Consider the following 13,628-nt stretch of genomic DNA (forward strand, 5'->3'; position numbering starts at 1 on the left):
CCGGCCTCGCTCCGTGGGCCCGCCGCCATCCGCCATCCATGGCGGGGGGCGGCTCTCGCGGCATCCATGCCGCTCGGCCCACGGAGCGAGACCTGCGTTTAGCCTGCACCCAAGTCGCGTTTTGTGTCGTCTGGAATTGCTGCGTACGAGGATCAAAAGCAGGGCAAAAGCAGGGCAAAAGCAGATCAACGGCTTCCCGGCTAAAGCCGGTCCTAAGGGGGGCCCACTTTCACTGACTGCACGCGCTGCTGTTTAGTGGGACCGGCTTTAGCCGGGAAGAGGCCAGTCCAGGCGCTGACGTTTGATCGTTCCCTCGCTCCGCGTGGGAATGCATCCCGAGACGCTCTGCGTCATTCCGGGTCGTTAGGGGAATGATTTGGTTCCAGCGCCAACCCGCGGTCTGCGCTGATGGTCGCACCGACTTGAACCGACAGCGCACGCGAGGGGTCGACACCTTCGCTGTGCGCTCACTTCAGCCTGACCCGGAGACATGTCCGTGACCGACCGAAACCTGCTCACCCGCAGACGACTGCTTACCCTGGCGGCAGGTGCCTCGGCGGCGTTGATGTTTGACGCAGCGATCGCTCATTCCGGTGCCGTCGCCACAGCATCCGAACCGCCACAACCCGGCTCATCGGCCGGTCACCCAGGAGAACGGAACATGCTCACCCGAGACATTCCATCCAGTGGCGAAGCGTTGCCAATGATTGGCCTCGGCACGTATCGCGGGTTCGATGTCGAGCCCGGCAGCGACGCTTACAAGCTGCTGCCCGCCGTGGTGGACCAGTTGTTCCAGGCGGGGGGCACCGTGATCGACAGTTCGCCGATGTACGGGCGCGCCGAGGAAACCACGGGCGAGTTGCTGGCGATTCATCAGCCGTCATCGCCAGCGTTTCTGGCGACCAAGGTCTGGACCCGCGGACGCGACGAAGGCATCGCCCAGATGGAAGCTTCGTTTCGGCTGTTGCGGACCCAGCGCATCGACCTCATGCAGATTCACAACCTGCTCGACTGGAAAACTCACCTGCCGACGCTGCGTCAGTGGAAAGAGCAAGGGCGCATTCGCTACATCGGTCTGACGCACTACACCCCATCGGCCTACGCCGAGGTGGAAGCTGCGCTGAAAGCCGAGGCATTCGATTTTCTGCAGATCAATTATGCGATGGACGATCGCGCGGTCGAGGCGCGGCTGCTGCCGCTGTGCCGTGAGCGAGGGGTGGCGGTGATCGGCAATCGGCCGTTCGGCGGCGGCGGACTGCTCGGCCGCTTGCGCGACACGCCGCTGCCGGGCTGGGCGGGGGAAGTTCAGGCCAGGAGCTGGGCGCAACTGGCGCTGAAGTTTCTGATTTCACACCCGGCGGTGACGTGCGCGATCCCCGGTACGGGAAATCCCAAATACATGAAGGAAAACGCCGAAGCCGCCAGAGGGCCTTTGCTTACTGATGCCCAGCGCCAGCAGCTGATTGCCCTGATCGGCTGATCCTGCTTACCGCCGTTTGGGCCGTTTCAAATCATCGGCGCGAACCGAGGCGATCAGCGTTTGACCGGCGCAGGCAGAGTGACCAGATCCACGTATGCGTCCCAGAACTTCTTCTGGTCCACGGCGTACACCACTTTCGCCTTCTGTGTGCCGACGGGCGCGTTCTTCTTGTAGCCCATGGAGCGGCCGTAATCCGGTCCGAAGTGGGCGTCGACGTCGACCCACAGGTCTTTGGACTCGGTGACCAGTTCAGGATGCATCAGGTACAGCGCGGGCAGGCTGTCCCAGGTGAAGCTGTGATGGTTCGGGTCCTTGTCGAACTCAGGCCCCAGCACCGTTTTGTACAGGTCGGGAATTACGCCTTGGCTGGCGACGATGCGCTGGTAGACCGAGGCGTCAAAGATGACCTTTTCGCAGACATCGTTGGGGAAAATCACGTGTTCGATGGGCGAGCGCAGGACGATTTTTGCGGCCTCGGGGTCGAACCACCAGTTGAATTCCGCCGCTGGCGTCGTGTTGCCTGGAATCTCGAAAGCGCCGCCCATGTACACGATTCGTTTGATCAGTGGCACGATTTCCGGCGCGCTGCGAATCGCCAGAGCGATGTTGGTCAGCGGGCCAACGGCGAGAATGGTCACCTCGTGAGGATTTTTCTTCACGCTGTCGACGATGAACTGCGCGGCGGATTCGCTGCGCAGTTTGGTGTGCGAAGCCAGCCCGTCCGGTGGCGCGACCCACTGCGAGGCAGCGGTGGGTCGGGGTGTCTTGAACGCCCCCGGCCAGCCTGCGCCAAACAGGGCTTTTTCCTGTTCATAGGTGGCAAAGTCGTGCAGCAGCGGGTAGGCCGCGCCGGAGTACACGCCGATGTCCTTTTCCACGCCCATGCGCTCGACCGCCTTCAGCGCATCGACCTGCTCCTGATCGACCCACGCGTTGCCGCTGACGAGGGTCATGCCCAGCAGGTCGATGCGCTTTTGCGCGTGCAGTTGCGCCAGCATGATGAAGGCCTGGCCGTCATCGTTGAGCACGTTGAAATCGGTGTCGAAGATGACCTTTTCCGCGGCCTGCAAGGAGGTCGCGGACAGTCCCAGCGTCAGGGCCAGGGCACAGCTTTTCAAAAACGCCTGCATGAGCGGTTTCCACCGTTGTTATTGGATGAATGCGATGAGCAGTGTAGGAGCGTGGCTTGTCCCGCGATCGGCTGCGCAGCAGTCGTAAAGTCAGACGCCCGTTGCACCTGATACACCGCATCTACCGGATACACGACGACTGCGCCGCCGATCGCGGGACAAGCCACGCTCCTACAGGATTTAGATTTGATTATCTGTTCACCAGCTTCGCCGGCAACGCCACCACCAGCAAACTGCTCAAGATCAAACATCCGGCAAAGAACCACAACGCCCCGGCGCTGCTGCCGGTGACGTCGATGGCGATGCCCATCATCGAGTTGCTCACCAGTCCGGCGATGTTCGCCAGCGAGCACGCCAGGGCAAACCCCGTCGCCGCCGCCCGGCCTTTAAGGAACGTCGCCGGCAGGCTGAAGAACACCGGCACGGCGCCAATGATCGCGGCCGACGCCACGGCGAACAGCGCGACCGTCGCGACCACGTTATGGGTGAAGAACGGGCTGGCGGCCATGGCCACGGCGCCGATCCAGAACGGCACGATGATGTGCCAGCGACGTTCACGACGGCGGTCGGAGCTGGCGCCGATCATCAGCATGCCGATCAGCGCCGCCACGCTGGGCAGTGCGGTCAACACGCCGATGTGGAAAGTGTCGGTGACGCCGGCGTTCTTGATGAACGTCGGCATCCAGAAGCCCATGGCGTAAGCGCTGAGCAGAATCGAGAAGTCGATGCCGCCGAGCATCCACACTTTCAGATTGAAAAACCCGTCGCGAAAGCTGTGCTTGCTGTCCTTGCCCTCAACGTCGTCCAGGCGCAGCTCGCCTTCCAGCAAGGTTTGTTCGGCGCTGTTCAGCCATTTGGCTTCTTTCGGGTTGTTCGGCAGCGCCCAGAACGTCATCACGCCGAGCAGCACGCTGGGAATGCCTTCGATCAGAAACAGCCACTGCCAGCCGCGCAGCCCGGCGGTCTGGTCGAAATGGCCCATGATCCAGCCCGACAGCGGGCCGCCGATGACGCTGGAAAGCGGCAGGCCGATCATGAACAGCGCGATGATGCGGCCACGCCGGTAGGTCGGGAACCAGGTGGTCAGGTAAAACAGCACGCCGGGCAGAAAGCCCGCTTCAGCGGCGCCGAGCAAAAACCGCAGCACGTAAAACTGCGTCGGCGTGCTGACAAACAGCGTGCAGGACGACAGCAACCCCCAAGTGATCATGATCCGCGCGATCCAGATCTTCGCGCCGACCTTTTCCAGCACCAGGTTGCTCGGCACTTCGAAGAGGATATAGCCGACGAAAAACAGCCCGGCGCCCAGCCCGAACGCGGTCTCGCTGAAGTGCAGCTGGTCGAGCATCTGCAGCTTGGCGAAGCCGATGTTGATCCGGTCCAGGTAAGCGGCCAGGTAGCAGAAACACAGGAAGGGGATGAGCTTCCAGGTGATCTTGGTGTACAGCGCTTTGATCGGGTCCGCGGCTAAGTTCGCGGAGGTGTCTACATTCGCAGAGGGCATGGGTGTCTCCTGGCGGTTCTTCGACCGGTGAGCGCGGCGGCTGATTTTGCCTGCGTTAGCGGTGTTGTCATATGGGGGAAGAAGCGGCAAGCGGTAAGCCTCAAGCTGCAAGAGGGAACCGCGTGCTCTTCACTTGCGGCTTACCGCTTGTAGCTTGCAGCTCATCGCTTACCGGTTGCCGCTCGCATGTGCGTCATAGCCTCCTGCTTACCAACCACATCCCCGTACTTGCTGTCGATGTCGAACAGGTTCGCTTCATGGGGATCGGGGTGTCGGTCGCCCACGCATTCGCGCACCACGATGGTCCGGAAACCGTGCTGCACAGCATCCACCGCGGTCGCCCGGATGCAGCCGCTGGTGGAGCAGCCGGCCAGCACGACGGTGTCGATCCCTTGGGCGTGCAGCATTGATGCCAGCGACGTGCCGAAGAACGAACTGGCGTACTGCTTGCTGATGACGACCTCTTCGGGCAATGGCTGCACGGCCTCGCAGAACGCAGCCAGGGGATTGCCTTCGACCATGTCCTTCATCACCGGCGCTTTTCTCACCCACATGCCGCCGTCCGCGAAATGCGTGGGGTGGTAGCGGATGTTGGTGTGCACCACTGCGATGCCATGTTCCCGTGCGCAGGCCAGCAGCTCGACGCTTTCGGCCACGGCGCTGACCACACCCGGCGCATACAACGGCGCACCGAGTTGGGTGTAGCCCTGCATGAAATCGATCATGAGGAGGGCCGGTTTCGCACCAAAACCGATGCGATTGCCCCAGACGCCCTGATAGTTGGCGTCCGCGCTTTGTGGGTCGGTCATTGCGTTCTCCTCGGTCAATAGGGTTGAAGTCGATTTGGTGTCGCGCTAGATAAATTTCCTGAACGGCCCCCGGGCCTGAGCACGGAGATTCTTGTCAACGCAGGACACCTGTAGGAGCGCGCTTGCCCGCGAAACGCGCCGGGTCAATTGGCGGTGATGTGTCTGTAGCATCCCTTCGCGGGCAAGCGCGCTCCTACAGGTGCAGCGCCGGACATAAATCCGGTTCAGGCCTGTTCGGTGATCTGCCTCAAGCCAGCGGCGTACCGAGAAAGTCACCGAACGCGGCGAAGAAGCCCGGCAGGTTGTCCCACGGAATCATGTGCCCGGCGTTTTCCACCCGTGCGATCAGGATGTTCGGTTGTAGCTGTCGGATCTCGGCTTCGTCTTTCGCCTGAATCACACCCCCGCGGCCAGCGACGATGAGCAGGGCAGGGACAGGCAGATTCGGCAGGTCCTGATGCAAATCCACGTCATGGAAATCATTGAAGGCGCGGACGATGGCGGGCTCGTAGCAGGTGTGCAGCCACTCGGCGCGCAGTTGCAGTTGCTCCTCGGTCCAGGTCGGGCAGAACGCGCGCATGTCTTCCGCGCTCATGCCCAGTTGTGCCTGGCGGATCGAATCGACGTACCACGGCAGCTTCGCCGGGTATTCACGACGCCCCGGACCGGACACCGGCGGATCGATCAGCACCAGGCTTTTCAGGCCCTGGGGACAACGGACCGAAGCCCGTACCGCGAAACGCGCGCCCATCGAGTGACCAGCCAGGTGATAACTGTCGATGCCCATGGCGGCCGCAAAGGCACCGATGTCATCGGCGCAGGTGTCGACGCTGTAATCCAGATCCGGCCCCGTGGAAGAAAGCCCGCGACCACGGGCATCCAGCACGTAGGTGTCGAAGTACTGGCCCAGGCGTTCAGCGACGAAACCCCAGGTGATAGCCGGGCTGGTGATGCCCGGAATCAGGATCAATGCCGGTTTGCCGGCGTGTGCATCACCGCCGTAGCGCAGGTAATGCTGTCGGATGCCGTTGGCCTGGACGTTGCCGCCATGAATGAATGTGCTCACGCCGCCACCCCCGATTTCAGCTCCTGGCCGTAGAGGTCGTAACCGTAGACCCAGGCCGGATCTTCCTGGGTGCGCAGCCAGGTGTTGGCGTTGGAAACGGCTTGTACGCGAGACGCGCGTTCCTTGCGATTGGCTTCGTACAGCTGGAACGCGGTGCGGTAGTCGGTGAGGCCGGTTTCCTGAAGGCAGCGGGTGAGCATCGCGGCGTCTTCAATGGCCATGCCGGCGCCCTGGGCCATGTGCGGCTTCATCGGGTGGCAGGCGTCGCCCAGCAAAACAAGGCGGCCGCGACTCCACAAGGGCAGCGGGTTACGGTTGAGCAGCGGCCACTTGGTCACGCTGTCGGTGGACTCGATCAGGGCCTGCACGGTGGGGTGATAACCGGCGAAGGCTTCGTACATTTCGTCCCGGCTGCTGTCGACCCAACTGCCCTCGAAATCCCACGCCGCATGGGGCACGCCGGTGACGTAGTAGTACTCATCACGCTTGCCGGTGGTGTGATAAACCATCATGTGACGGTCCTCGCTCCACCATTTCACGCAGTTCTCGAAATTCAGGTTGTACTTGGTCAGCACCTCGCTGGGAATTAGCGCGCGGTGGGCGACCCAGCCGCTGTACAGCGGTTTTTCATGGCCCAGCAGCTCTTCGCGAATCTTCGAGTTGATGCCGTCGGCGCCGATCACGATGTCCGCATCGGCGTGGGTGCCGTCGGCAAAGTTCAGACGCACGCCGTTGTCGCGCTCTTCAAGGGTGGTCAGGCATTTGCTGAAGTGCACGCTGCCGGGCGCCAGTGTCGACATTTGCAGCGCGTGCAAATCGCCGCGGTGCACGGTGATGTACGCAGCGCCGTACTCCTTGAGTGAGAACTCGCCCAGGGCGATGCGCGACATGTAATCGCCGGTCGCACCGTCGCGGCTGAACCAGAAATCCGGGTGCGAGCCCATGTCGCTGAGCTGCTGCTCGATGCCCATGCGGCGGAAGATTTTCATGATGTTCGGGCCCATGTGGATCCCGGCACCGATGCGTGAAAACGCGGGGGCCTGCTCGTAGATGTCGACGTGGAAACCGGCTTTCTGCAACAGCGTCGCAGCCGCAGCGCCCCCCAGACCGGATCCGACGATGGCGATTTTTTGCGTGGTTGGCATGGCGCGCATTCCTTCGTGTTCATGAGCTCTGGATGACAGGCTTTCTGGATGTCGGCGAGGCGAGAGTGATCTGTCGCGTCGCTGAGTTTTTAAAGTGTATACGCTGATATTTTTAAAAGTGAACCGATATTTCCAGAAACGTCATGCGACGTCGTAATCAGGCATGTCACCCTCTGTAACCCTTATATGCAGGGATATGTGTGGTCGCGTAACACTGTGGCGTGCCTATTGCAGCGGCGTCCGGATTGATGTCTTATCGCTTTAAATAAGTGTGTACGCTTTAAAAATGCACCGGTCTGATGCGCGATGCCTTGCAATGGTGCATCCGGCCGGTCATCCCCCGAGAGGAGAAAAGAGATGCCGGTTAGCGATTGCGAATTGACCCAGATGTTCGAGCACGTGCTGAAACTGTCGAAAGTGGACGCGACCCAGAGCGTGGCAGTGCTCAAGAGCCACTACTCCGATGCGCGCACGGTGCGCGCGGCCATGGATGCTGCCCAACGGCTGGGCGCCAAGGTCTACGCGGTGGAGCTGCCCTCGTTCAATCATCCCAAAGCCATGGGCAACGACATGACCGCCTACTGCGGCGACACTGCGCTGACCGGCAACATTGCGGCGCAACGTGCCCTTGAGGCGGCGGACCTGATCGTCGACACGATGATGCTGCTGCACTCGCCGGAGCAGGAGCAGATCCTCAAGACCGGGACGCGGATCCTGCTGGCGGTCGAGCCCCCGGAAGTGCTGGCGCGGATGCTGCCGACGGTGGCGGACAAGGAGCGTGTGCTGGCCGCCGAAGGGGTACTGAAGGCGGCGCGCTCGATTCAGGTGAAGTCCCGCGCCGGCAGCGATTTTCGTGCGCAACTGGGGCAATACCCTTCGGTTACCGAATACGGTTTCGCCGACGAGCCGGGCCGCTGGGACCACTGGCCCAGCGGGTTCCTGTTTTCCTGGCCCAACGAAGAGACCGCCGAGGGCACGCTGGTCATTGATGTCGGCGACATCGTGCTGCCGTTCAAAACCTATTCCCGCGAGCAGATCACCCTGGAGATCGACAAGGGTTTTATCACCGGGATTCACGGTGGATTCGAAGCCGAGTACCTGCGCGAGTACCTGAAATACTTCAACGACCCGGAGGTCTACGGCATTTCCCACATCGGCTGGGGCCTGCAACCCCGCGCCCAATGGACGGCCATGGGCCTGCACGACAAGAACGACGGCATGTGCATGGACGCCCGGGCGTTCTATGGCAACTTCCTGTTTTCCACGGGGCCGAACACCGAAGTCGGCGGCACCCGCAAGACCCCGTGCCACCTGGATATCCCGTTGCGTCGTTGCGATATTTATCTGGATGACCAGGCCGTGGTGCTGGCAGGCGAAGTGGTGGCGCCCGAGGCTTCAAAGGCCTGAGGCAGATATACATCCCACCGCGGACCTGTAGGAGCGTGGCTTGGCCCGCGATCGGCTGCGCAGCAGCCGTAAACCCGACAATCGCGCTCTTACTGACGCACCGCGTTGGCAATATCACTGCCGCTGCGCGCCAGATCGCGGGACAAGCCACGCTCCTACAGTCAATATCGCCTTATCCCTACGCGCATCTCTGGCGCGATAAAACGCGCTCGTTCCGAAGATTCCCCTCAACCCCCGCAAACGTTACTGTAGCCACCACTTCCCAGATCCTGCCGAACGAGCCATCCGTGTCCACTGACCACCCGTCCAACAACAATTCGTCCTACACCTTTTCCGAGCAAGTCGGCCATCTGCTGCGCAAGGCCTACCAGCGGCATCTGGCGATCTTCCAGCAGAATGTCGGCGATTCGCAGCTCACGGCGGTGCAGTTCGTGACCTTGTGCGCGTTACGCGATCACGGTCCCAGCTCCCAGACTGAACTGGTCAAGGCCACGGCCGTGGATCAGGCCACCATTCGCGGTATCGTCGATCGCCTGAAAGCCCGGGACCTGATCAGCCTTGAGCCGGACCCGCAGGATCGCCGCAAAGTCATCTGCAGCCTGACCGACAGCGGCCTGCAACTGGTGCAGGAAACCGTGCCCCGCGCCGCGCAGATCAGTGAGCTGACCCTGAGCAAACTCAACCCCGCCGAACGCGTGGCTGTCCTGTTTCTGCTGCGCAAACTGATCGACGAGGGCGAAGACTAAAGCCGCCTGACCCACCCCCAAACTCCAACGTCCTACAGCCTTTTCTCCGCTGGCATGCTTCCTGCTCTCTTTTCATGAAGTAATCACTTCATCAAATGCAAGCTACAGCGGGTAACACATGAAGGCTGACACGAGCGAGCTGCAGCGGGCGGCGGAGAAGACCGTGACTTTGAACGTCAACGGTCAGGCCACGAGCGTCACGGCAATGCCTGACACGCCGCTGTTACTGATCCTGCGCAACGACCTGCACCTCAATGGCCCCAAATACGGCTGCGGCCTGGGCGAGTGCGGCGCCTGCACGGTAATCATCGACGGCGTCGCCGCACGTTCCTGCGTGTTTCCGCTGGCCGGCGCCCAAGGGCGTGAGATCACCACGCTGGAAGGCATCGGCTCGCGGAATCGCCCGCATCCGGTGCAACAAGCCTTCATCGACGAACAGGCCGCGCAATGCGGCTACTGCATGAACGGCATGATCATGACCGCCAAGGCTTTGCTCGATCGCAACCCGCACCCCACCGAAACGCAGATTCGCAACGAACTGTCGGCCAACCTGTGCCGCTGCGGCACGCACCTGGAAATCCTGAGTGCGGTCATGCGTGCCGCGCGTCATCAGCCCAGCCCGGATCCCGTCCAATGACCCAGACTTTGCCCACACGCGATGAACTGCTCGCCCAACATGGCGTGCTGCTGATCGTCGACGACATCCTGCCGCCGTCCGGACCGGTCGCCAAGGGCGGCACCCCTACCGTCAGGCCCATGGAATTGGGGCTGTTCATTGCCATTGATCAGGACAGTCGCGTCTATGCCTTCAACGGCCATGTGGACCTGGGCACCGGCATCCGCACCTCGCTGACGCAGATCGTCGCCGAAGAACTGGACCTGCAGATGGATCAGGTGACGATGATTCTGGGCGACACCGAGCGTGCGCCGAATCAGGGCGCGACCATCGCCAGCGCCACCTTGCAGATTTCCGCCATTCCGCTGCGCAACGCGGCGGCCGAGGCGCGGCGTTACCTGCTGCAACAAGCCGCGCAGCAGTGGTCGGTCGATGTGGATTCGTTAGTCATCGACAGCGGCGTGATCAAGGCACAGGACGGTCGCGAACTGACCTTTGGCCAACTGCTGGTCGATCAGCGCGTTGAGTTGCGCATCTCCGGCAGCGCGCCACTCAAGCGGCTGGAGGACTACAAACTGGTGGGGCAGGGCGCCGCCCGCGTGGACATTCCGGGCAAGGCCACTGGCGAATTGACCTACGTGCACGACATGCGTTTGCCGGACATGCTCCACGGCCGCGTCGTACGTCCGCCCTACGCCGGTTATGACACGGGCGACTTCGTTGGCACCAGCCTCTTGGACGTGGACGAATCCTCCATCGCCCACATTCCCGGCATCGTCCGCGTGGTGGTGATTCGCGATTTCGTCGGCATCGTCGCGATGCGCGAAGAGCAGGCGGCCAAGGCGGCGCGGGAACTCAAGGTCACCTGGAAGCCCTGGCAGCATCAGTTGCCGGACATGACCAACATTGAGCAGGCGATTCGCGACAACCCGAGCATTCAGCGTGTGGTGCTGGATCAGGGCAATGTCGAAGAAGCGTTGGCCCGGGCCAGCGAGCGGATGACGCGAACCTATCTGTGGCCCTACCAGATTCACGGCTCCATCGGACCTTCGTGCGGGCTGGCGGACTACAGCGAAGAAGGCATTCGGGTCTGGTCCGGCACGCAGAACCCCCACATGCTGCGCGCCGATCTGGCCTGGCTGCTGGAATACCCCGAAGAGCGCATCGACATCATCCGCATGGAAGCGGCCGGCTGTTACGGGCGCAATTGCGCTGATGACGTCTGCGCCGACGCGGTGTTGCTGTCCCGCGCCGTGGGCCGGCCGGTGCGCGTGCAACTGACCCGCGAGCAGGAACATGCCTGGGAACCGAAAGGCACCGCGCAATTGATGGAAGTCGACGGCGGACTGAACGCCGATGGCGGCATCGCCGGCTATGACTTCAGCACCCGCTACCCGTCGAACAACTCGCCGACCCTGGCCTTGCTACTGACCGGGCGCGTGGAACCGGTGGCGACGATGTTCGAAATGGGCGATCGCACCTCGATCCCGCCCTACGACATCGAACACATGCGCGTCACCATTCACGACATGGCGCCGATTGTACGGGCGTCGTGGATGCGCGGTGTGTCGGCACTTCCCAATACCTTTGCTCACGAGTCCTACATCGACGAGTTGGCGTTCGCCGCCGGCGTCGACCCTATCGAGTATCGGCTTCGTTACCTGCACGACGAGCGCGCTGCCGAACTGGTTCGTGCGACTGCTGCTCGGGCTGACTGGGCGCCGCGCACCCAGCCGATGCAGATCCCGGAAGAAGACGGGGTACTGCGTGGGCGAGGCTTTGCCTACGCGCGCTACATCCACAGCAAGTTTCCCGGCTTCGGCGCGGCGTGGGCGGCGTGGGTCGCGGACGTGGCGATCGACAAGCACACCGGCGATGTGTCGGTGACCCGCGTGGTGATCGGCCACGACGCCGGCATGATGGTCAATCCCGCCGGCGTGCAGCATCAGATCCACGGCAACGTCATCCAGTCCGCCAGCCGCGTGCTCAAGGAACGGGTGACGTTCGAGGAGTCCACGGTGGCGAGCAAAGAGTGGGGCGGCTACCCGATTCTGACGTTCCCGGAGGTGCCGAAGGTCGACGTCCTGATGATGCCGCGTCAGGCCGAGCCGCCCATGGGCGCCGGGGAGTCGGCGTCGGTGCCGAGTGCGGCGGCCATTGCCAATGCCGTGTATGACGCGACCGGGATTCGCTTTCGCGAACTGCCGATCACGGCCGAGCGCATTCTTGCCGCGCTGAACAGCGCGGGCGCGGAGGCCAACAGCAGCCCGTCGCAATCGCCGAAAGCCAAACGTTCGAAATGGCTGTTCGGTTCGCTGTTCGCAGCCTTGGGGGCGGTATTGGGCATGGCCGCGACGGCGTTGCCCTGGCGTGGGGAAATCGCGCCGATCACGCCGCCTTCAGCAGACACCTGGTCATCGGCGACCCTGGAGCGCGGGCGTTTGCTGGCGGCCGTGGGCGACTGCGCGGTCTGTCACACCGCCCCGAATGGCGCCAGCAATGCCGGCGGGCTGGCGATGCAGACGCCGTTCGGTACGTTATATAGCAGCAACATCACGCCGGACCCGGAGACTGGCATCGGCAACTGGTCGTATCCGGCGTTCGAGCGGGCGATGCGTGACGGCATCAGTCGTGATGGCAAACACCTTTATCCGGCGTTTCCCTACACCGCCTTCAGAAATATCGAAGACGCCGACATGCAGGCGCTGTACGCGTACCTGATGTCGCAGACGCCGGTGAAGCAAGTGCAGCCGGCCAATGACATGCGCTTTCCGTTTAATGTGCGGCCGCTGATGGCCGGCTGGAATGCGTTGTACCTGCGCAAAGGCGAAGTACAGACCCAGCCGCAACAAAGCGCGCAATGGAACCGCGGCCAGTATCTGGTCAATGGATTGGGGCATTGCGCGGCCTGCCATTCACCCCGGGATCTGCTGGGGGCGGAGAAGGGCGGCACGTCGTTTCTGGCCGGCGGCACGGTGGACGGCTGGGAAGCGCCAGCGCTCAACAGCCTGTCGAAGGCGCCGACGCCATGGACCGAGGATCAGCTGTTCAATTATTTAAGCAGCGGGTATTCCGATGCTCACGGCGTCGCGGCAGGGCCGATGGGGCCGGTGGTCTCGGAGCTGGCGAAACTGCCGAAGAGCGATGTGCGGGCGATTGCGGTCTATCTGGCGGCGTTGAATGAGCCCGCGTCCGCCAGTGCTGAGATTCGTCCTGCGACGGCCGCGGCTTCCACATCTCAGCCCAGCGTTTCGCCCCAGTCATTGAGCAATGGCCAGCGAGTGTTCGAAGGTTCATGCCAGGGTTGCCATGCCGACGGTCTGGGGCCGAAGCTGTTTGGCGTGAGCCCGTCGCTGGCGACCAATACCAACGTCCACAGCGCGCTGCCGGACAACCTGATCAAAGTGATTCAACAGGGCATCGACAAGCCGGCGACGGCAGATCTGGGTTACATGCCGGGCTTCAAGGACAGCCTGTCCAACACCCAGATCAGCGACCTCGCCGCGTACCTGCGCAGCCGATTTGCCCCGAATGAACCGCAGTGGACGGGGTTGCCAGAGAAAGTGGCGCATCTAAGAGCCAACCCCGGCACCCATTGACGCCACAAAACGGTAGGAGCGCGCTTGCCCGCGAAAAATATCAGCGGCGATATCCACGTGCCTGACCCACCGCATTCGCCAGCAAGCCGGCTCCTACAGATACGAGTGCACCGAAGATTCCGGATG

General features: G+C 62.4%; 10 protein-coding genes. 5 read left to right on the forward strand and 5 right to left on the reverse strand.

Going from position 1 to position 13,628, the window contains the following annotated elements:
• Positions 1–490: 490 nt before the first annotated feature.
• The gene (locus tag ACQKEN_RS18160) at positions 491–1,480 is read left to right on the forward strand and encodes an aldo/keto reductase (protein WP_427687602.1); all 990 of its coding nucleotides are present in this window, start codon (positions 491–493) and stop codon (positions 1,478–1,480) included.
• A gap of 53 nt (positions 1,481–1,533) precedes the next feature.
• Here ACQKEN_RS18160 and ACQKEN_RS18165 read toward each other — a convergent pair whose 3' ends face one another.
• From ACQKEN_RS18165 to ACQKEN_RS18185, 5 genes are all read right to left on the reverse strand, one after another.
• Positions 1,534–2,610: a nucleoside hydrolase gene (locus tag ACQKEN_RS18165; RefSeq protein ID WP_427687604.1), complete on the reverse strand. Its 1,077-nt coding sequence runs from the start codon at positions 2,608–2,610 to the stop codon at positions 1,534–1,536.
• A gap of 190 nt (positions 2,611–2,800) precedes the next feature.
• Positions 2,801–4,114: an MFS transporter gene (locus tag ACQKEN_RS18170; RefSeq protein ID WP_427687606.1), complete on the reverse strand. Its 1,314-nt coding sequence runs from the start codon at positions 4,112–4,114 to the stop codon at positions 2,801–2,803.
• A 161-nt stretch (positions 4,115–4,275) separates the two neighbouring features.
• Positions 4,276–4,923, reverse strand: a complete 648-nt coding sequence (locus ACQKEN_RS18175) for an N-carbamoylsarcosine amidohydrolase (RefSeq protein WP_427687608.1) — start codon at positions 4,921–4,923, stop codon at positions 4,276–4,278.
• 247 nt (positions 4,924–5,170) lie between these two features.
• Positions 5,171–5,989 (reverse strand): alpha/beta fold hydrolase, encoded by an 819-nt coding sequence (locus ACQKEN_RS18180; RefSeq protein ID WP_427687610.1) that lies wholly within the window; start codon positions 5,987–5,989, stop codon positions 5,171–5,173.
• The gene (locus tag ACQKEN_RS18185; protein ID WP_427687612.1) at positions 5,986–7,134 is read right to left on the reverse strand and encodes an FAD-dependent monooxygenase; all 1,149 of its coding nucleotides are present in this window, start codon (positions 7,132–7,134) and stop codon (positions 5,986–5,988) included. Before ACQKEN_RS18185 ends, ACQKEN_RS18180 begins: the two co-directional genes overlap by 4 nt.
• 357 nt (positions 7,135–7,491) lie before the next feature.
• On the opposite strand from ACQKEN_RS18185, the gene ACQKEN_RS18190 reads away from it, so the two are divergent.
• The 4 genes from ACQKEN_RS18190 (at position 7,492) to ACQKEN_RS18205 (ending at position 13,502) form a co-directional block, all read left to right on the forward strand.
• Positions 7,492–8,541, forward strand: coding sequence for a 2,5-dihydroxypyridine 5,6-dioxygenase (locus ACQKEN_RS18190; RefSeq protein ID WP_427687614.1), 1,050 nt, complete (start codon positions 7,492–7,494; stop codon positions 8,539–8,541).
• A gap of 287 nt (positions 8,542–8,828) precedes the next feature.
• On the forward strand, positions 8,829–9,287 hold the full coding sequence (locus ACQKEN_RS18195; RefSeq protein WP_427687616.1) for a MarR family winged helix-turn-helix transcriptional regulator: 459 nt from the start codon (positions 8,829–8,831) through the stop codon (positions 9,285–9,287).
• Between the two features lie 118 nt (positions 9,288–9,405).
• Positions 9,406–9,924: a (2Fe-2S)-binding protein gene (locus ACQKEN_RS18200; protein ID WP_427687618.1), complete on the forward strand. Its 519-nt coding sequence runs from the start codon at positions 9,406–9,408 to the stop codon at positions 9,922–9,924.
• Positions 9,921–13,502 carry a molybdopterin cofactor-binding domain-containing protein gene (locus ACQKEN_RS18205; protein ID WP_427687620.1) on the forward strand — a complete coding sequence of 1,194 codons (3,582 nt, stop codon included), beginning with the start codon at positions 9,921–9,923 and terminating at the stop codon, positions 13,500–13,502. The genes ACQKEN_RS18200 and ACQKEN_RS18205 overlap by 4 nt, the downstream gene beginning before the upstream one ends.
• The last annotated feature ends 126 nt before the right edge of the window (positions 13,503–13,628 follow it).

The sequence above is a fragment of the Pseudomonas sp. NPDC078416 genome, assembly GCF_050268485.1.
Lineage (GTDB): Bacteria > Pseudomonadota > Gammaproteobacteria > Pseudomonadales > Pseudomonadaceae > Aquipseudomonas.